The 18,745-nt window shown below is 73.5% G+C and carries 20 protein-coding genes and 1 pseudogene; 7 read left to right on the top strand and 14 right to left on the bottom strand.

Annotation, left to right across the window (positions count from 1 at the left end; translation table 11 throughout):
* The first annotated feature begins 164 nt into the window (after positions 1–164).
* Genes GXW83_RS12065 through GXW83_RS12055 form a run of 3 tightly spaced genes read left to right on the top strand, consistent with a single transcriptional unit; the run spans position 165 to position 2,128 of the window.
* Positions 165–950, top strand: a complete 786-nt coding sequence (locus GXW83_RS12065; RefSeq protein WP_182443077.1) for a DeoR/GlpR family DNA-binding transcription regulator — start codon at positions 165–167, stop codon at positions 948–950.
* A 48-nt stretch (positions 951–998) separates the two neighbouring features.
* Positions 999–1,460, top strand: coding sequence for a DUF4406 domain-containing protein (locus GXW83_RS12060; protein ID WP_225446922.1), 462 nt, complete (start codon positions 999–1,001; stop codon positions 1,458–1,460).
* A complete protein-coding gene (locus GXW83_RS12055; RefSeq protein WP_182443076.1) occupies positions 1,457–2,128 on the top strand; it encodes an NUDIX domain-containing protein in 672 nt (223 codons plus the stop codon). The genes GXW83_RS12060 and GXW83_RS12055 overlap by 4 nt, the downstream gene beginning before the upstream one ends.
* A 7-nt stretch (positions 2,129–2,135) precedes the next feature.
* Here the strand turns inward: GXW83_RS12055 and GXW83_RS12050 are convergent, their stop codons facing one another.
* From GXW83_RS12050 to GXW83_RS12040, 3 genes are all read right to left on the bottom strand, one after another.
* Positions 2,136–3,110: a 2-dehydropantoate 2-reductase gene (locus tag GXW83_RS12050; RefSeq protein WP_182443075.1), complete on the bottom strand. Its 975-nt coding sequence runs from the start codon at positions 3,108–3,110 to the stop codon at positions 2,136–2,138.
* Positions 3,111–3,170: 60 nt separating this feature from the next.
* A complete protein-coding gene (locus tag GXW83_RS12045; protein WP_182447246.1) occupies positions 3,171–4,079 on the bottom strand; it encodes a HipA family kinase in 909 nt (302 codons plus the stop codon).
* Between the two features lie 118 nt (positions 4,080–4,197).
* Positions 4,198–4,650, bottom strand: coding sequence for a MarR family winged helix-turn-helix transcriptional regulator (locus tag GXW83_RS12040; RefSeq protein WP_182443074.1), 453 nt, complete (start codon positions 4,648–4,650; stop codon positions 4,198–4,200).
* Between the two features lie 117 nt (positions 4,651–4,767).
* On the opposite strand from GXW83_RS12040, the gene GXW83_RS12035 reads away from it, so the two are divergent.
* The gene (locus GXW83_RS12035) at positions 4,768–5,103 is read left to right on the top strand and encodes a metalloregulator ArsR/SmtB family transcription factor (RefSeq protein ID WP_182443073.1); all 336 of its coding nucleotides are present in this window, start codon (positions 4,768–4,770) and stop codon (positions 5,101–5,103) included.
* A 105-nt stretch (positions 5,104–5,208) separates the two neighbouring features.
* On the opposite strand, the gene pheT is transcribed toward GXW83_RS12035, so the two are convergent.
* From pheT to infC, 7 genes are all read right to left on the bottom strand, one after another.
* Positions 5,209–7,731 (bottom strand): phenylalanine--tRNA ligase subunit beta, encoded by a 2,523-nt coding sequence (gene pheT, locus GXW83_RS12030; RefSeq protein WP_182443072.1) that lies wholly within the window; start codon positions 7,729–7,731, stop codon positions 5,209–5,211.
* Positions 7,731–8,840, bottom strand: coding sequence for a phenylalanine--tRNA ligase subunit alpha (pheS, locus tag GXW83_RS12025; RefSeq protein ID WP_182443071.1), 1,110 nt, complete (start codon positions 8,838–8,840; stop codon positions 7,731–7,733). Before pheS ends, pheT begins: the two co-directional genes overlap by 1 nt.
* A gap of 215 nt (positions 8,841–9,055) precedes the next feature.
* Complete coding sequence (locus GXW83_RS12020; RefSeq protein WP_182443070.1) at positions 9,056–10,240, bottom strand: ATP-binding protein; 1,185 nt, start codon at positions 10,238–10,240, stop codon at positions 9,056–9,058.
* Between the two features lie 38 nt (positions 10,241–10,278).
* Complete coding sequence (locus GXW83_RS12015) at positions 10,279–11,142, bottom strand: RNA methyltransferase (protein ID WP_182443069.1); 864 nt, start codon at positions 11,140–11,142, stop codon at positions 10,279–10,281.
* Positions 11,143–11,358: 216 nt separating this feature from the next.
* On the bottom strand, positions 11,359–11,754 hold the full coding sequence (gene rplT / locus GXW83_RS12010) for a 50S ribosomal protein L20 (RefSeq protein ID WP_182443068.1): 396 nt from the start codon (positions 11,752–11,754) through the stop codon (positions 11,359–11,361).
* Between the two features lie 86 nt (positions 11,755–11,840).
* The gene (rpmI, locus tag GXW83_RS12005; RefSeq protein WP_182443067.1) at positions 11,841–12,035 is read right to left on the bottom strand and encodes a 50S ribosomal protein L35; all 195 of its coding nucleotides are present in this window, start codon (positions 12,033–12,035) and stop codon (positions 11,841–11,843) included.
* 119 nt (positions 12,036–12,154) lie between these two features.
* Complete coding sequence (infC, locus tag GXW83_RS12000) at positions 12,155–12,871, bottom strand: translation initiation factor IF-3 (RefSeq protein ID WP_182447245.1); 717 nt, start codon at positions 12,869–12,871, stop codon at positions 12,155–12,157.
* A gap of 470 nt (positions 12,872–13,341) precedes the next feature.
* Between infC and GXW83_RS11995 the strand changes: the two genes are divergently transcribed.
* Positions 13,342–13,722: a DUF1844 domain-containing protein gene (locus GXW83_RS11995; protein WP_182443066.1), complete on the top strand. Its 381-nt coding sequence runs from the start codon at positions 13,342–13,344 to the stop codon at positions 13,720–13,722.
* Between the two features lie 64 nt (positions 13,723–13,786).
* On the opposite strand, the gene GXW83_RS11990 is transcribed toward GXW83_RS11995, so the two are convergent.
* Entirely contained in the window at positions 13,787–14,611 is an 825-nt protein-coding gene (locus GXW83_RS11990) for an SseB family protein (RefSeq protein ID WP_182443065.1), read from the bottom strand.
* 97 nt (positions 14,612–14,708) lie between these two features.
* Between GXW83_RS11990 and GXW83_RS11985 the strand changes: the two genes are divergently transcribed.
* Entirely contained in the window at positions 14,709–15,659 is a 951-nt protein-coding gene (locus tag GXW83_RS11985; protein WP_225446921.1) for a serine hydrolase, read from the top strand.
* Between the two features lie 92 nt (positions 15,660–15,751).
* Positions 15,752–16,954, top strand: a complete 1,203-nt coding sequence (locus tag GXW83_RS11980; protein WP_182443064.1) for an amino acid deaminase/aldolase — start codon at positions 15,752–15,754, stop codon at positions 16,952–16,954.
* A 90-nt stretch (positions 16,955–17,044) separates the two neighbouring features.
* On the opposite strand, the gene GXW83_RS11975 is transcribed toward GXW83_RS11980, so the two are convergent.
* The 3 genes and pseudogenes from GXW83_RS11975 to GXW83_RS11965 all read right to left on the bottom strand — a co-directional run bounded on the left by GXW83_RS11975 (position 17,045) and on the right by GXW83_RS11965 (position 18,693).
* On the bottom strand, positions 17,045–18,049 hold the full coding sequence (locus tag GXW83_RS11975; RefSeq protein WP_182443063.1) for a DUF2510 domain-containing protein: 1,005 nt from the start codon (positions 18,047–18,049) through the stop codon (positions 17,045–17,047).
* 53 nt (positions 18,050–18,102) lie between these two features.
* Positions 18,103–18,255, bottom strand: a pseudogene (locus GXW83_RS11970) (glutathionylspermidine synthase family protein); the annotation flags it as partial.
* A 57-nt stretch (positions 18,256–18,312) separates the two neighbouring features.
* The gene (locus GXW83_RS11965) at positions 18,313–18,693 is read right to left on the bottom strand and encodes a hypothetical protein (RefSeq protein WP_225446920.1); all 381 of its coding nucleotides are present in this window, start codon (positions 18,691–18,693) and stop codon (positions 18,313–18,315) included.
* Between the last annotated feature and the right edge of the window lie 52 nt (positions 18,694–18,745).

Genomic DNA, 18,745 nt, shown 5'->3' with positions numbered 1-18,745 from the left:
CCCGTCGGTCGATGTCCGACATATCCCTTTCGATATCCCGAGCATACGCTCGCTATCGAACAAGCATTCGACACCAAGGGTAATAGTGAACCATCCGGTCGAGCAGCGCGGTCCTATCTCCCACAGGCTTGTTCGTTCGAACGCCAGCATGTTAGAAAGTGGGCATGGGAGTAGCGAATCGTTTGGACCTCACCCTGCGGCTGGTCCAGGGCACGGCCCGGGTCTCGGTCGCGGAGCTGTCCCGGCGGCTGGGCGTGTCGGAGATGACGGTGCGCCGTGATCTGGACGAGCTGGAGCGCCAGGGGCTGGTCAAGCGGGTGCACGGCGGCGCGGAGGCCACGCGTTCGAGCGAGGAGGAGTCCGGCTTCGCCGCGCGGGAGGGCTGGCAGGCGGCGACCAAGGAACGCCTCGGGCGTGCGGTGGCCGAGCTGGTGCCACCGGGCTCGACCGTGCTGCTCGACGCGGGCACGACCACCGTGCACGTCGCCGAACACCTGATCGCCCGCGCCCCGCTGACGGTGGCCGTGCTCAGCCTGCAGGCGGCGGTGCGGCTGGCGGACCGGCCCGGCATCCGGCTGCTGGTGATCGGCGGCCTGTCCCGTCCGGGCGAGCGCTCCCTGGTCGGCCCGCATGCGCTGCGGACCCTGGAGACCATGGCCTTCGACACGTTCGTGATGTCCATCGGGGGCGTCCACCCCCGGTACGGATGGTCGGAGTTCGCCCTGGACGACGCCGCCGTCAAGCAGACCGCACTCGCCCAGGCCGCCCGGACCGTCGTCGTGGCCGACGCCACCAAACTCGGCGTGCGCGCCTTCAACCGGGTCGCCGCCCTGGACCGGGCGGACGTCTTCGTCACCGACACCGCCGCCGACGACGCCGCCACCCACCCCCAGGGGCCGGAGACGCTCGCCGCGCTGCGCGACGCGGGGGTCGGGATCGTCCTGGCCTGACCCCCGACCGCCCCCGCCCGCCACCCACCCGCGTACGGAGTGATGCCCATGTCCGCCGCCCCGCTGTCCACCGCCCCGCTGCCGACTGCCCCGCGTCCGCTGATGGTCCTGGTCGCCGGCCCCTACCGTTCGGGCACCGGCGACGACCCGGCCCGGCTCGCCGCGCACGCCCGGGCGATGCACGAAGCCGCCCTGGACCTCTTCCGCGCCGGGCACCTGGCCGTGACCGGCGAGGCCCTGGCCCTGCCGCTGCTGGAGGCGGCAGGCGGCGCCCGCCCCGGCGACGCCGCCTTCGAGGAGATCTTCCACCCGGTGGCGGAGCGGCTGTTGGCCCGTTGCGACGCGGTGCTGCGCATCGGCGGCGCCTCGGCGGGCGCGGACATGATGGTGCGCCAGGCCCGTGCCGCGGGCAAGGCCGTCTACACCAGCGCCGACGAAATACCCCGCCCCGAAGGGGACTTGAGCCCTGACCCGATCTCCAACCCCGACGAAATCAAGGCCGCCCGGTGACCGCCGGAATCGACACCCCCGACCGCCGCGGGCGCACCGGACTGGACCGGCACGGCCGCGACCTGACCGGCAACCCGCGGGTGCGGGTGCGGGAGGTGGAGCTGCTGTCCTGCGACTGGTACGTGCTGCGCCGGACCACCTTCGACTTCCAGCACCGGGACGGCCGTTGGAGCCGCCAGCAGCGCGAGACCTACGACCGGGGCGACGGCGCCACCGTCCTGCTCTACGACCCGGACCGCAGAACCGTCCTGTTGACCCGTCAGTTCCGCTTCCCCGCCTACGCCAACGGCCACCCGGACGGCATGCTGATCGAGACCGCGGCCGGACTGCTCGACGGCGAGGCCCCCAGCGAGGCGATCCGCCGGGAGGCGGCCGAGGAGACCGGGCACACCGTCGGCGAGGTGCGCCACGTCTTCGACGCCTACATGAGCCCCGGTTCGGTCACCGAGCGGCTGCACTTCTTCGCCGCCCCCTACAGCCCGGCCACCGCCACCGCCGACGGTGGCGGGATCGCCGCCGAGGGCGAGGACATCGCCACCGTCGAACTGCCCTTCAGCGAAGCGCTCGCCATGGTCCGCAGCGGAGCCGTCGAAGACGCCAAGACCATCATGCTGCTGCACTGGGCCGCCCTCGACGGCCCCTTCAGCCCTGCCGCCGAGAATTATTGACGGTACGTCAGTTCAGGCCGCGGACGCGGGCGCCGAGCCGGGTGAGGCCGAGCAGGGCGTCCACGCTGGGGGTGGGGACGCCCACCAGGCCGCCGATCTCCCGTACCGCGCCGACCAGGGCGCCGAGTTCGAGGCTGCGCCCGGCGTCGGCGTCCTGCAGCATGGAGCTGCGGAACGCGCCCAGCTCGCGGGTGAGCCTGCTGCGGTCCTCGGGGAGTTCGGTGATCGGGCAGCCGATCGCCGCGCCCACCTCCGCCGCCTCCCGCATGGCCGCGTGGCAGAAGTCGCGCACCAGCTCGTCGTCCAGGATCAGGTCGGCGGTGGCCCCGGTGAGGGCGGAGACCGGGTTGATGGTCATATTGCCCCACAGCTTGTACCAGACGTCCCGCTGGATCTGCCGGGAGACGGTGGCCTCGAAGCCGGCCGCGCCCAGCAGCGCCGCGATCTCGCGGACCCGGGGCGAGTCGCCGTTGTCCGGCTCGCCCAGGATCAGGCCGCTGCCGCCCGAGTGCCGCACCAGGCCGGGTTCGGGGACGCTGCAGCTCATGTGCACCACGCAGCCCAGGACCTGCCGGACCGGCACCGCCGCGGCGATCCGCCCGTGCGGGTCGACACTGGCCAGCCGCCGCCCCTCGCAGGGGCCGCCGAAGCCGTCGAAGAACCACCAGGGCACCCCGTTGAGTGCGGCGACGACCACGGTGTCCGGGCCGAGCAGCGGGATCAGGCTCGGCAGGGCCGCCTCCAGCGACTGGCCCTTGACGGCGAGCAGCACCACATCCTGTTCGCCCAGCTCGGCGGCGTCGCCGACCGCCCGCACCGGGGCCGTCAGCAGGCCCTGCCCGGACCGCACCCGCCAGCCGTGCTCCCGCAGCGCGGCCAGGGTGGCGCCGCGCGCCACCGCCGAGACCTCCAGGCCGGAGGCGGCCAGCCGCGCGCCGACGAAACCGCCGATGGCCCCTGCACCCAGTACACAGATCCGCATGGCCGCCAACCTATCCCCCGCCCGGCCGCACCCGGCAGCCCGGCCCCGCGCGGCCGGGGTTCAGCCCTTGACGTGCTGCAGCCAGGTCGGGCGACCCGCGAGGGCGGCGGCGCGGCGCTGCGCCTCCTCCCGGGCCAGCTGCTCCGGGGTGGCGAAGCCCTCCGGCAGCCATGCCTCGGAGCAGGAGGCGCGGGCGGACAGGTGGGCGACGTACGCCTCCCGGAGCCGGGCGGGCGAGTCGAAGCCGGGCTCGTCCGCGAGCCACTCGTCCGGGACCAGGCCGAGCACCTCGGTCAGCAGCTCCTCGGTGACCAGCGGCGCGAGCGCGGCGTCGGCGGCGGCGACGTCGGGGGCGAAGCCGCCGAGCGCGTGCGCGCTCATCGGGTAGCGCTTGACCACCGACTCGGCCGCCGCCGACCAGCGGTGGTGGAAGATCAGGGCGGCGCCGTGGTCGATCAGCCAGAGCCGACCGTGCCAGAGCATGAGGTTGGGGTTGTGCAGCGTCCGGTCGACGTTGCCGACGAGCGCGTCGAACCAGACCACCCGGCCGGCCTCGGCGGGGGTCGGCGCGAACGACCGGTCCGGTCCGCCCGGGCGCGGGGCGGTGAGCTCCTCGGCGGTGAGGTCCCGCGCGCCGGGCAGGTAGTCCATGCCCAGGTTGCGCCCGGCGCTGGCCAGCAGCAGGTCCTGGATCTCCGGGTCCGGCTCCGCGACCGCCACCGCCGGGTCGAAGTCGACCAGCACCAGCTCGGGCACGCGCAGGCCGAGCCGCCGCCCCAGCTCGCCCACGACGACCTCGGCGACCAGCGCCTTGCGCCCCTGCGCGGCGCCGGTGAACTTCACCACGTAGGTGCCCAGGTCGTCGGTCTCGACGATGCCGGGGACCGAGCTGCCGGACCGCAGCGGGTGCAGGTAGCGCAGCGCCACCGTCTCGGCGAGCCCCGCCGGACCGGCTGTTTCCGAAGCCACCCGTTCCGCCTCTCCTCGCGGGAGGGTCCAGCCGCCTCCCAGTACCCACTCCAGCATCCGCCAGGCCGCCGCGTCCGCCCGCTGCGCACTCCGCGCCGCCCGGACGTCCGCCTCGGGCTCAGCCATGGCCGGGCGGCCTGGTCCGGCCGCCTTCCAGGTCGGCCAGCAGGTCGGCGAGCAGGTCGAAGCCGCCGTCGGCCCAGCGCGGGGCGGCGAAGACGTCGGCGGCGACCTCCTCGGCGGTGCCGAGCATCTCGGTGAGCCGCTCGCGGCCGGTGTCGGTCAGCGCCGCGTACGCCACCCGGGCGTCGCGCGGATCGGGCTCGCGGACGACCAGGCCGATGCGCTCCAGCGGGATCAGCCCCCGGGTCACCCCGGAAGCGGTGAGCCCGAGCGCCTGGGCCAGGTCCACCCGGCGCATCCGGCCGCCCTCGGCCCGCCCGAGGTGCAGCAGGATCAGCAGGTCGGCCAGGCTGACGCCGTGCAGCGAGGCGAGTCGGCCGTCGAACCGCTTGACCAGGGCGCTCTGGGCGCGGACCAGCCGCAGAGAGGCTTCGAGTGCGTCGTTCACCACTCCAGGCTAGCAGATGCTTGAGTACTCAAGTATGCGTGAAGCAATCGTCAGTACGTCCGCGCGACACAGGAACACATGAACAGTCCTTCAATCGTATGACGTACCATGGCGGCCATGGGTCCTGACACCGCGCCCCCCGAGACCGTGCCCCCGGCACGACTGGACGCGGGCAACGCCGCCAAGGTCGCCGCCACCATGCAGGCACTGGCCACGCCCTCCCGGCTGCTGATCCTGGCCCGGCTGCGCGAGGGCCCCTGCCCGGCCAGCGAGCTGGCCGCCGCCGTGGGCATGGAGCAGTCCGCCTGCTCGCACCAGCTGCGGCTGCTGCGCAACCTCGACCTGGTCATCGGCGAGCGCCGGGGCCGGTCCGTGGTCTACGGCCTCTACGACCACCATGTCGCGGAGCTGCTCGACCAGGCCGTCTACCACGTCAACCACCTGCGGGCCTGACCCGGACCCGGCCCGGCCTGACCCCGACCCGCCCCCTGCGCCAACGGCAGCGGCGGCCCACCCCCGAGGGGGCGGACCGCCACTGCCGTGCGTCGTGACCGCGTATCAGCCGCGCAGCACCGCGCCGGTGCGGGCGACGGCCTCGGCGATGGCGGCGTTCCGGGCCGCACCGGCCTCCTCCGCCGTCAGCGTGCGGTCCGGGGCGCGGAAGCGCAGCGCGTAAGCGAGCGACTTGCGGCCCTCGCCGAGCTGCTCGCCGGTGTAGACGTCGAACAGCCGCAGCGACTCCAGCAGCGGGCCGGCGCCCTGCCGCAGCGCCGCCTCGACCTCGGCGGCCGGCACCGCGCCGTCCACCACCAGGGCGACGTCCTGGGTGGCGACCGGGAAGCCGGAGATCCTCGGGCCCTCGACCCGCGCCGCGCCGTCCGCGGTGAGCAGGTCGACGTCCAGCTCCATCGCGCAGGTGCGGTCGGGCAGGTGCAGCGCCTTGACCACGCGCGGGTGCAGCTCGCCCGCGTGGCCGACCAGCCGCTCCCCCGCGTACAGCGCGGCGCAGCGGCCGGGGTGCCAGGGCGCGTGCTGCTCCTGCCGGACGGTCAGCTCGACACCGGCGGCGGCCGCCACCGTGCGGGCGGACTCGACCGCGTCGGCCCAGCTCGCCGGGCGGCCCTTGCCCCACCAGCCGTCGGGCTCGCGGTTGCCCGCGAGGACGGTGGCGACCCGGCGCGGCTGGCGCGGCAGGGCGGCGTCCAGCTCGGCGATCTCCTCGTCGGTGGGGCGCCGGTCGACCGGCAGCCGCGGGGCCTTGAACAGCCGCTCGGGGTCGGTGCCGTCGACGCGGAAGACCAGCCCCTGTTCGAACAGCGCCACGTCGGTCGCGCCCCGGCCGGTGTTGCGGCGCAGCGCGGCGAGCAGTCCCGGCAGCAGCGTGGTGCGCAGCGCCGGCTCCTCGTCGGAGATCGGGTTGGCCAGCCGGACCGCCCGGCGGCGGTCGTCGTCCGGCTCCAGGCCGAGGGCGTCCAGGGCGGCTTCGCCGACGAACGGGTAGTTCAACACCTCGACGTAGCCGGCCCCGGCCAGCGCCAGGCCGGTGCGTCGGCGCAGCCGCTGGGCCTCGGTGAGGCCGCGCCCGGCCGGGACCCTCGGCAGGGTGGAGGGCAGCTCGGCGTAGCCCTCCAGCCGGATGACCTCCTCGGCCAGGTCGTTGGGGTCGGTGAGGTCGGGCCGCCAGCTCGGCGGGGTGACCACCAGGACGTCGCCGCCCTCGACGGTGCAGCCGACCTCCTGCAGCCGGCGGACCACGGTCTCGCGGCCGTACTCCTGCCCGGCGACCCGGTCGGGGTGGTCGGCGGCGATGGTGATCGAGTAGACCGGGTAGTCCACGGCGTACTCGGTGACCCCGCCCTCGGCGGTGCCCCCGGCGACCAGGACCAGCAGGTCCACGGCGCGCTGCGCGGCGGCCTTGCCGGCCTGCGGGTCCACGCCGCGCTCGAAGCGCTTGGCCGCCTCGGAGGGCAGCCGGTGGCGGCGCGCGGTGCGGGCGATGGAGACCGGCGCGAAGTGCGCGGCCTCGATGACGACCTGGGTGGTACCGGTGACCCGGCCGGTCTCCGGGTCCACCGACGGGGCGGCGATCTCGGTGCCCGCGCCGCCCATGACCCCGGCCAGGCCGATCGGCCCGGAGTTGTCGCAGATCAGCAGATCCTCGGGGTCGAGGGTGCGCTGGACGCCGTCCAGGGTGGTGAGCTTCTCCCCGGCCTCGGCGCGGCGGACGATGATCGGGCCGTCGATGCGCGAGCAGTCGTAGGCGTGCAGCGGCTGGCCGAGTTCCAGCATCACGTAGTTGGTGATGTCGACGGTCAGCGAGATGGGGCGCATCCCGGCCTTCTGGATCCGCCGCTGCAGCCAGATCGGCGACAGCGCCTCGGGCTCCAGGCCGACGACGGTGCGCGCGGTGAAGCGGTCGCAGCCGGCCGGGTCCAGCACCTTGACCAGCGGGCCGTAGGCGTTGGGCGCCGGGGTGTCCAGCAGCGCCGGGTCGCGCAGCGCCAGGCCGTAGGCGATGGCGGCCTCGCGGGCGACGCCGCGCACCGACAGGCAGTAGCCGCGGTCGGCGGTGACGGCGATGTCCAGGACCTCGTCGACCAGCTCCAGCAGCTCGACGGCGTCGGTGCCGGGCTCGAACTCCGGCGGCAGCACGATGATGCCGTCGTGCTCGTCGCCCATGCCCAGCTCGCGGGCGGAGCAGATCATGCCCTCGGAGGTGTGGCCGTAGGTCTGCCGGGCGGCGATCGGGAACGGACCGGGCAGGACCGCGCCGGGGAGCACCACGACGACCTTGTCGCCGACGGCGAAGTTCCGCGCGCCGCAGACGATGTTCTGCGGCTCGCCGGTGCCGTTGGCGTCGCCGACGTCCACCTGGCAGTAGCGGATGGGCTTCTTGAAGCCGGTCAGCTCCTCGATGGCGAGGACCTTGCCGACCACCAGCGGGCCCTTGAGGTCGCCGCCGAGCTGCTCGACGGTCTCGACCTCCAGACCGGCCCGGACCAGCCGGTCGGCCACGTCACGGCCGGTCTCGCCCGCGGGCAGGTCGACGTACTCCCGCAGCCAGGAAAGCGGGACGCGCATCAGATCTCCATCCCGAAGGGAAGGGTGAAGCGCACGTCACCCTCCACGATGTCTCGCATGTCCTCGACGTTGTGCCGGAACATCAGCAGCCGCTCGATGCCGAAGCCGAAGGCGAAGCCGCTGTACTTGTTGGGGTCGATCCCGCAGGCGACCAGCACCCGGGGGTTGACCATGCCGCAGCCGCCCAGCTCGATCCAGCCCTCGGACGAGCAGGTGCGGCAGGGCCGGTCGGGGTTGCCGACGGACTCGCCGCGGCAGTGGAAGCACACCATGTCCATCTCGGCGGACGGCTCGGTGAAGGGGAAGTAGTTGGGCCGCAGCCGGGTCTTCATGCCCTCGCCGAACAGCGAGACCACCATGTGGTCCAGGGTGCCCTTGAGGTCGGCCATGGTCAGGCCCTCGTCCACGGCCAGCAGCTCGATCTGGTTGAAGACCGGGGTGTGGGTGGCGTCCAGCTCGTCGGAGCGGAACACCCGGCCCGGGCAGATCACGTAGACCGGCGGCTCGGCGCTGGCCAGCAGGGAGCGGATCTGCACGCCCGAGGTGTGGGTGCGCAGCACGACGGAGTCGGCGCCCTCCAGGAAGAAGGTGTCCTGGGTGGAGCGCGCGGGGTGGTCCGGGCCCATGTTGAGAGCGTCGAAGTTCAGCCACTCGGCCTCGACCTCGGGGCCCTCGGCGACGGCGTAGCCCATGGCGGTGAAGATGTCGGCGAGCCGCTCGGAGAGCGTGGTGAGCGGGTGCCGGCCGCCGCGCGGGGCGCGGTCGTACGGCAGCGTGACGTCCACGGCCTCCTCGACCAGGACGCGCGCGTCGCGCTCGGCCTCCAGCTCGACCAGCCGGGCGGCCAGCGCCTTGTTGACCGCGCCCCGGGCCTGGCCGACGCGCTTGCCCGCCTCGGCCTTGGCCTGCGGCGGCAGCGCGCCGATCTCGCGGTTGGCCAGCGCCAGCGGGGAGCGGTCGCCGCAGTGCGCGACCTTGGCCTCCTGCAGGGCGGCGAGGTCGGCGGCGGCGGCGAACGCGGCCAGGGCCTCGTCGCGCAGGCGCTCGATCTCCTCGGGCTTCAGCGCCTCGACCTCGACCGGGTCGTAGGACTTGTTCGGTGCGGACATCGCTCTCTTCCGTGCTCCAGCGGTGTGCTGCTCGGGTGGGCGGTGGGGACCGGCCGCGCGCAGTCCTGCGGCGGGCATCGCGGCCCGGGGTCGGGCGGGGTGTCCGCGGCGGGGCCGCGAGAGGCGTCGGACAACGCCAATGGCCGAGTCTACCGGGATCGACGAGGGCCGTTCCCGGCCGTGCGGCGGCCTGCGGGGGTCGAGCGGTCGGCTGTTCAGACCATGAACTCGGGGATGCCCGCAGGCAGGATGAATCGGAACCGGGCCCCGCCCTCGGGCACCCGGTCCACGGCGATGCTGCCGCCGTGCGCCTCCACGATGCCCTTGACGATGTACAGGCCCAGGCCGGTGCCGCCGCGCTTGCTGCCGCGCCAGAAGCGGGTGAAGACGCGCGGGATGGATTCCTCGGGGATGCCGGCGCCCTGGTCGCTCACCGTCACCACCGTCCACTCCCGTACCTGGCCGGGGGCGAGGGCTGCCTTCTCCGACTGGACCTCGATGGTGACAGTCCCCTCACCGTGGCGCACCGCGTTTTCCAGCAGGTTGCCCAGCACCTGGTCGATCTTGTCGGCGTCGGCCCACAGCGGCGGCAGCGGCTCCTGCACCCGGATGGCGAACCGCTCCGGCGCGACCCCGGCCGCCGTCTTGCCGTCCACCTGGTGCCGGATGGCGGCGGGCAGGTCGACCTGCTGGCGGCGGATCTCCAGGCGTCCGGCGTCGATCCGGGAGATGTCGAGCAGCTCCGCGATCAGCCGGGTGACCCGGTTGGCGTCGGCGTCGACGGTCTCCAGCATCAGCCGCTTCTGGTCGTCGGTGAAGCGCTCCCACTTCTGCAGCAGGGTCGCGGTGAAGCCCTTGACGCTGGTCAGCGGGGAGCGCAGCTCGTGCGCGACGGTGGCGATCAGCTCGGCGTGGCTGCGCTCGGTGCGCTGCCGGGCTTCGGTGCCGCGCAGCGCGACCACGACCCGGCAGACCGGGCCGGTACGGGCGTCGGCCCGCAGGTAGCGGGCGGAGACCAGGACCTCGCGGCCGCCGGGCAGCAGCAGGTTGCGCTCGGGCTGGCGGGTACGGGTGGCCAGGCCGCCGTACGGGTCGGTCAGCTGCCACCAGCGGCGGCCCTCCAGATCCTCCAGCGGCAGCGCCTCGGCCAGCGGGCGGCCCAGGGCGGAGGCGGCCGGGATGCCGCTGATCCGGACGGCGGCGGCGTTGAAGCAGACCACCCGGCCGTCGGCGTCGGCGACGACCAGGCCGTCGGGGAGGTCCTCGACGTCCAGCCGGCCCGGCTCGGCGGCGGCCGATGGACGGGGCTCGTCGGCCGGTGGACAGGGCGCGGGCTCGTCGGCGGCGGGGGCGGACCCGGCAGGCAGTATCGCTTCGCGGCTGCGTTCGGTACCGGACATCGCCACCCCCTCAGATGGCCACCTTAGCGAAAATAACATCAGCCGCGGCACCCGCCGGAGGCGCGCTGGGCGCGCGCGGAGGCGTACAGGCACACGGCGGCGGCGGTCGCCAGATTGAGGCTCTCGGCGTGCCCGTGGATGGGCACGCGCACCACCTCGTCCGCCAGTGCGCGGGTCTGCTCCGGCAGGCCCCACGCCTCGTTGCCGAACACCCAGGCAGTGGGCCCGCCGAGGGCGTGGTCGTCCAGCTCGGCGTCCAGATCCCGCCCGCCCGCGCCGTCGGCGGCCAGGATGCGCACCCCGGCGGCACGCAGCCCGGCGACCGCCTGCTCGACCGGCACGCCCACGGCCACCGGCAGGTGGTAGAGGCTGCCGACGGACGCGCGCACGGCCTTGGGGTTGTACAGGTCCACCGAGGCGTCGGTGAGGACGACCGCGTCGGCCCCGGCGGCGTCGGCAGTCCGCAGCACCGTTCCGGCGTTCCCGGGGTCGCGGACGCTGGCGAGCACGGCGACCAGCCGGGGGCGTCCGGCCAGCACCGTCTCGAACGGGGTGTCGACAAAGCGGCAGACGGCGGCGATGCCCTGCGGGGTGACGGTCTGGCACACCGCCGCGACCACCTCGTCCGTGGCGGTCAGCACCGGCACCCGCGCGCCGTGGGCGTCCGCCAGCAGGTCGGCGTGGCGCTCGGCGGCCTCGGGCGTGACGTAGATCTCCACCACCGCGTGTGCGCCCCCGCCGCCGGGGATCCGGCCGTAGGCGACGGCCTCACGCACCGCCTGCGGCCCCTCGGCGATGAACCGGCGCTCCTTGGTCCGCTGCACCCGGCGGGAGAGCCGACGGGCGGCGCTGACCCGGGGCGAGCGCAGCGAGGTCAGCTCGGGGTACTGCTGCTGGGGCATCGTCTCTCGCTTCGGCGCTCGGGTCTTCGCAGGGACATGAGGGGCTGGCTGGTGCTGGGGCGTCATTCCGGGCGCGCTCGACTCAAGGGGCACCCGAGGGGCATTCAAGGGCCGCTCGAGGGGCGTCACCCGACAGAACGGGCCCGCAAGGGGTGATCCCCCTGCGGGCCCGGGATGCGTCGCGGCGCTCGCGCGCCACTACCGCGTGACGCTCGCTCAGGCGGCGTCGGCGGCGACGCGGGGCGCGTTCACGTCGGCCGGGAGGGCCTTCTGCGCGACCTCGACCAGCGAAGCGAAGGCGCCGGAGTCGTGGACCGCCAGCTCGGCGAGCATCTTGCGGTCGATCTCGACGTTGGCAGCCTTCAGGCCCTGGATGAGGCGGTTGTAGGTCATGCCGTTCGCACGCGCCGCAGCGTTGATGCGCTGGATCCACAGCTGACGGAAGTCGCCCTTGCGCTTCTTCCGGTCGTTGTAGTTGTAGGTGAAGGAGTGGAGCAGCTGCTCCTTCGCCTTGCGGTACAGACGCCCGCGCTGGCCGCGGTAACCGCTGGCCCGCTCGAGGACTACCCGGCGCTTCTTGTGGGCGTTCACTGCCCGCTTGACGCGTGCCACGTTGTTACTCCTTGGTGAGGACCGCGGGCTGATTCACGCGATCCGGTACGAATGGGTCGAGGGGATCCAGTGCGCTGGGCGCAGGATCACTTGCCGAGAAGCTTCTTGACCTTCTTGGCGTTGGCGGGGGCCACCTCGACCGTGCCGGCCAGGCGACGAGTCAGCGTGGACGACTTGTGCTCGAGCAGGTGACGACGGCCGGCCTGCTGGCGCATGACCTTGCCGGAGCCAGTGATCTTGAAGCGCTTGCTGGCACCGGAGTGCGTCTTGTTCTTCGGCATGTCGCCGTACTCTCCTCGTCGGTCCGCTCCCGCCCGTGCGCCGGGGCGCGGGCGGGAGCGCTGGTGGATCTCCAGGGCCCTCCGGCGGGTGCCGGGGGGCCGGGGGTGGACGCGGCAGCCTAGCTGGCTGCAGCCTCCGAGGCGTCGGCGGTCGCGTCGGCCTGCTCGGCCTGCGCGGAGTCCGCTTCGGTCTCCTCAGTCGCCTCGGGCGCGTCGGCCGATTCGGCCGGAGCGTCCTCGACGTCCGTCTCGTCGGCCGAGCGGCCCTGACGCTCGGCCTTGCGGACGGCAGCCGCCTCGCGGGCCTCGGCCATGGCTTCGGTCTTCTTCTTGTGCGGGCCGAGAACCATGATCATGTTCCGGCCGTCCTGCTTGGGGTTGGACTCGATGAAGCCCAACTCCTCAACGTCGGAGGCGAGTCGCTGCAGCAACCGGAAGCCCAGCTCGGGCCGGGACTGCTCGCGGCCGCGGAACATGATCGTGATCTTGACCTTGTCGCCCTGCTTGAGGAACCGGACGACGTGACCCTTTTTGGTGTCGTAGTCGTGCGGGTCGATCTTCGGGCGGAGCTTCATCTCCTTGATGACCGTGTGGGCCTGGTTCTTGCGCGCCTCACGGGCCTTCATGGCGGACTCGTACTTGAACTTGCCGTAGTCCATGAGCTTGCACACCGGCGGCCGGGCGGTGGCCGCGACCTCGACCAGATCCAGGTCGTACTCCTGCGCAAGTTCCAGGGCCTTGGCAAGCGGCACGATGCCGACCTGCTCGCCACTGGGACCGACGAGTCGCACCTCAGGGACGCGAATCCGGTCGTTGATGCGGGGCTCGGTGCTGATGGATCCTCCTCGGTTGCACCTCCGCGGCTGCCGTCGGCAGTCGCGTGAACAGCGGACTGGTTACCGCCACACAGGGCTTCATTCGTGCCGCGGTGCCGCATAGGGCGCTACCGCGGGCACGAAAAAAGCCCCGCATGACAGGCAGGCGGGGCTCCACGAACCGGGTACGCTGCCGCCGACGGTGACGTCTGCGGCGTGCACAGGGCGGAATCGCGGGTATGAAGCGCGAACCGCCTGACCGGAACCCGACGACCCTCGGGTCGATGCGGGTGGGAGGGAGCCTCCACTTGCGGGCCGGGAACCTCCGCTGTCACCCTCGCGGGGACGTGGCTGTACCTGGCCGGTCTCCGCAAGCATAGCAGCGACCGGCGCTAGCGCAGAATCCGTGCGTTCGTGGCTCTTTTTCCGAGCCCGCGCGGCCATCGGGCAGACTTCGGAGAGACATCCATCTGCAGCGAGGCGAATTTTCCATGAGCAGCCAGCCCGAGACCCCCGACCTGCCCGTCGCCGACGACGGCCCCCGCTTCGACGACCTCACCCGCGACATCGCCGACGTCCCGGCGGTCGAGGTCATCACCACGGTGGCCGTGCACCTGATGAGCGCGGCGGCGGTCAACCTCGGACTCGCGGAGGGCGGCGAGGCCCACAAGGACCTGGACGAGGCCCGCAAGCTGATCACCGCCCTGGCCGGGCTGGTCACCGCCGGCGCGCCGGAGATCAGCAACTTCCACGCGGCCCCGCTCCGGGACGGCCTCAAGTCGCTCCAGCTGGCCTTCCGCGAGGCGTCCCTGGTCCCGGACGAGCCCGGCACCGGCCCCGGCGAGAAGTTCACCGGCCCGGTCTACGGCTGACCCGCCGATCCGTACGCCGGGGGTCCGGGGGTCGCCCCCCGGGCCGGCACAGTACCGGCCCGGTCTACGGCTGACCCGCCCGCCTGTACGCGGGGGTCCGGGGGTCGCCCCCCGGCGCCCCCGGCGGGGCGGCTTCAGGGGGCGCGGGTGTAGAGGGGGGTCGCGGGTTCGGAGGGGAGGCGGCGACGACCGCGAGGTCCAGCCCCCGGTCGAGGCGGATCCGCAGCAGCTCGTCCGCGCCGAGCGCCTCGGCGACCCGCTGCACCGCCGGCCCGAGGCCCTCGCGGTCCACGGCCGGGTCGGGCACCAGCGCCAGCAGCGCGTCCGTCTCGGTGCTGGGCAGCAGGTGGGCGCGGAGCACCACCGGGTGCGCGGCCAACAGCGTCCGCACTGCCTCGGCGACCTCCGGGTCGCGCAGCGGATCGACCATGGCGCGGCCCTCGGCGACAGCGCGCATGGCCGCGCCGGACAGCTCGTAGAAGGCCGGACCGGCCAGGTCGATCAGCAGCGCGTCGGCCTGCTCCGACCAGGCCGCCTGCACCGCCTGCCGGGCCGGGACCGGCGCCGGGCGGGCGTCGGCCCGCCAGCGCGCCATGGCGTCGAGCGAGGTGAACGCCGGGAGGCCCTTGCGTCCGTCCGGGGCGTCGATGGTGGGGACGGCCATGTCGCTGGACTTGTCGTGCTTCAGGCCGTCGGCGTCGGTCTCGACCTCGCCGAGGATTGCCACGATCGGCACCATCAGCCGCGCCCCGGCGAGGAGCGCCACCAGCTCGCGCTCGGTCTCCGGGGAGGGCTCCGCCGCGTGGCGGGCCAGGGCTGCGGCGAGCAGGGGATCGGCGGAACCGTCGTCGCCCGCGAAACCGGGGTCTGGAATGTTCTTGCGCTGCACCCGGTGAGCCTAGTCGATGACTGGTAAGGGCGAAGTATCAGGAAACGCCCATACTGTCTTCAGGCTGCTCAAAGCGCCGCTCTCTAGCGTCACCGTCATGTCGATGCGAAGTGTCTCCCTGACGAGGATGCTGACCCTGGTGAGCGTCCTCACAGCTGCGGGCATCATCACCGTCCTGCTGCTGCAAGGGCATTCCAGTGCGGCCGAGAGCCACGCGAGAATGTCCTCCGTGGCCGACTCGACCTCTTCTTCCGCAGCTCCCGCGTCCGCCGCAGCCCCCGCGTCCGCGAAGCCGTCCGCCAAGCCGAAGCCCTCGGCAACCGCCCCGGCCGCCCCCGCCGCGAACGCCGCGCTGCGCAGCGCCGTGGCCGGGGCCAACGGCGCGGTCTCGGTCTCGGTGACCGACCTGGGCACCGGGCGGTCGCTGACGTACGGCGCGCCCGGGCACGGCTTCGCCACCGCCAGCATCGTCAAGCTCGACATCCTGTCCACGCTGCTGCTGCAGGCCCAGGACCAGGGCACCGTGCTGACCGCCGCACAGCGCAGCCTGGCCACCACCATGATCGAGAACAGCGACAACAACGCCGCGACCGCCCTGTGGAACCAGATCGGCCAGGAGAGCGGTCTGAACACGGCGAACCGGCGCTTCGGGCTGGTCTCCACCTCGGGCGGCACGGACGGCAACTGGGGCCTGACCTCGACCACCGCCGCCGACCAGGTGCGGCTGCTGCGCCAGGTCTTCACCGGCGACTCGCTGCTGTCGTCCGCCTCGCGCAGCTACGTCCAGGGGCTGCTCGGGCAGGTGGAGAGCGACCAGCGCTGGGGCGTGAGTGCGGCGGCCAGCGGCAGCGACTACGCGGTGAAGAACGGCTGGCTGCCGCGGTCCGCGACCGGCCTGTGGGTGATCAACAGCATCGGGATGGTCCAGCGGGACGGGCACGAGCTGCTGATCGCGGCGGTCTCGGACGGCAACCTCAGCGAGTCCAGTGGGATCGCGCTGGTGCAGTCGGTCGCCCGGGCGGCTGCCGATTCGCTGAACGGCAGCTGAATCCGGGCCCCTCGGGGCGGGCGTTCGCAGGGAACGCGCAGCCTGCGTGAAGGCCCTACCCGTGGGTAGTGGACGTGTGGCAGTCTTCGCGCATGGTGACCCTTTCTGTCGACCGCGCCCGCTACGACCGTGCCACCGCCCACCTCGACGCGCCGCTGGCGATCGTGGATCTCGAGGCTTTCGACGCCAACGCGGCCGACTTGGTCCGCCGTGCCGCCGGCAAGCCGATCCGGGTGGCGAGCAAGTCGGTGCGCTGCCGGGCGCTGCTGGAGCGGGTGCTGGGCCTGGACGGTTTCCAGGGGGTCATGAGCTTCACCCTGGCCGAGTCGGTCTGGCTGGCCCGGGCGGGCTTCGAGGACATCCTGCTGGCGTACCCCTCGGTGGACCGGGCCGGCTACGCCGAGCTGGCCGCGGACGCCAAACTGGCCGGGACGATCACCGTGCTGCTGGACGATCCGGCGCAGCTCGACCTGATCGACGCGGCCCGGGGCGAGGCGGGCACCGAGGAGATCCGGGTCTGCCTGGAGCTGGACACCGCGCTGCACCTGTTCGGCGGCCGGGTGCGGGTCGGCGCGCGGCGCTCCCCGCTGCGGACGCCGGAGGCGCTGGCGTCCTTCGCCGAGCTGGTGCAGCAGCGTCCGGGCTTCCGGGTGGTCGGGCTGATGGCGTACGAGGGGCATGTGGCCGGGGTCGGCGACTCCGTCGCCGGGCGGCCGCTGCGCTCCCGGATGATCCAGCTGATGCAGGCCAGGGCCCGGGCCGAGCTGGCGCAGCGGCGGGCGGAGACGGTGCGGGCGGTGCGCCGGGTGGTGGATCTGGAGTTCGTCAACGGCGGCGGCACCGGCAGTGTGGAGTCCACGGTCGCCGAGGACGCGGTGACCGAGGTCGCGGCCGGGTCGGGGCTGTACGTCCCCCGGCTGTTCGACAACTACCGCTCGTTCCACGGCCGTCCGGCCGCGCTGTTCGCCCAGCCGGTGGTGCGGCGTCCGGGCGTGGGCGTGGTGACGGTGCTCGGCGGCGGCTACCCGGCCTCGGGCGCGGCGGGCCCGGACCGCTCGCCCGTGCCCTACCTGCCGCCGGGGCTGCGCTACGACCCGCAGGAGGGCGCGGGCGAGGTGCAGACGCCGCTGCTCGGCGCGGCGGCGGACGACCTGCTGATCGGCGACCGGGTGTGGTTCCGGCATGCGAAGGCGGGCGAGCTGTGCGAGCGCTTCGCCGATCTGCACCTGGTCGAGGGCGACCGGATCACCGCGACCGTCCCGACGTACCGGGGCGAGGGCCGGACCTTCCTCTGAGGCGTCCGATGAACGCACGGCGCAGCGCCGCCCGCCGAGGGGAGTCGGCGGGCGCGCTGTGGTTCTGCGGCCCCGGTCGGGGCCGACCGGTCAGGAGGTCGTGCCTCCGCCGGTGCCGCCGCCGGCCGCGCCGCCGCTGTAGTCCTGGATGCCGGAGATGATGCTGTCCATCACCGACACCGCCGGGGCCTTGCTGGCGATGTCGAAGCCCAGGTGGACGGCGATCAGCTTGGTGTTGGCGCTGTTGGGGAAGACGACGTCCTCCACCGTGCCGTTGTTGCCGACCTTGGCGTCGACCTGCCAGCGGATGAGGTAGCCGGAGCGCCCGGCCACGGTCACCGCCTTCGCCTCCAGCTGCTTGTGGCCGGTGATCGTGCCGTAGGACTGGCTGACCGCCGTCGCCATGTCGGCGGTCGCGGCCGCCTGCGCGCCGCCGCTGACCGGGGCGGTCAGCGTGCTGGTGGAGGCCCCGGCCAGGGAGCAGGTGCCGCCGCTGGAGCCCGAGCAGGTGTAGCTGCCGTACGAGAGGTAGGCGTCGCCGTTCTGGTCGGTGCCGCCGGTCCAGCCGGTGCCCGGGTCCGGGAGGGTGATCCCGTTGGCGACGTCCACCGCGACGTTGCCGGAGGAGCTGCCGCCGCCCGAGCCGCTGCCGCCGGTGCCGCCGCCGGTGCTGCCCGAGCCGCCGGTGCTGCCGCCGGAACCGCCGAGGCCGTCCGAGCCGCCGCCGTTGCCGCCGAAGCCGCCGGCCGGGTTGCGCGCGGCCGAGGAGGCGCTGCTGGACGCGTGGTCGTTGTGCATGATCAGGTACGTGGCGAGTGATCCCACCCCGAGCCCGAGGACGGCCGCGACCGAGGCAGCGACCAGCACGGGGCGGCGCTTGCGCGGCTTCTTCGGCTCGACCGCGACGGCCGCAGGGTCCAGGGGGTGGGCCGGGGCCGCCGGATAGGCCGGGTAGGCGGCCGTGGAGGCGGTCAGCACCTCGTCCGTCTTGGTGCTGACGGTCCAGTCGGTGCCGTTCCACCACCGCTTACCGGGGTTGGCAGGATCGCTCGGCTTCGGGTCCGGGTACCAGCCGGCAGGTGTTGTCGTACTCACGCAGCAGAATCTAGGCCGTCGGCGTTAAACGCGCGGTCAACCCCGTCTGAGGATCAGCTGAGAATGGTGTGAGGCAGGAAGCGCGCGTACTCATCGGTGACCAGGCCGCAGGACGCGCGTAGGCCCGGACCTGCGGGTTCGCCGTCCACCACCCAGGCGCCGAGGACCACCCGGTTGCCGTCGAAGTCCGGCAGCGGCGCGAACTCGACGGTGGCCTGCCAGCCGGGGCGGAGTTCGATGCGGTGGCGCTCCACGGCTGCGGATCAGCCGCCGTGCGAGCCGCCGCCGTGCGAGCCGCCGCCGTGCGACCTGCCGCTGTGGCCGCCCCTGCTGACGCCCTTGCCGGTCGAGCCCTCGTCGCCGGACGAGCCGTCGCCGGAGGAGCCCCCCTTGCTCCTGCTGCGGGACGTCCCCGAGCCGCCGCCGAACCCGCTGCCGCTGCTGCCGTAGTAGCGGTGGTAGCCAGTGACGTGGGTGGAGTTCCCGCCCTGCTGGTACCACTGGTAGCGGTCGGCGTCGGAGTAGCCGTTGTCCGGCTCGCTGTTGCACAGCCGGTCGGCGACGACCTTGTACGTACTGGTGTCCAGGCAGCGGGTGTCCGGCGTGCTGCCGCACGAGGTCAGCGCCACCGCGAGGCTGCTCACCAGCCCCAGTGCCACCGCTCCGGAGCGCATTCTGCGCGCAGTCGTCCCGTCC

It is taken from the genome of Streptacidiphilus sp. PB12-B1b (genome assembly GCF_014084125.1).
GTDB lineage: Bacteria > Actinomycetota > Actinomycetes > Streptomycetales > Streptomycetaceae > Streptacidiphilus.
Note: the sequence above shows the minus strand (reverse complement) of the source record. Positions and strands in the feature narration are given on the sequence as shown.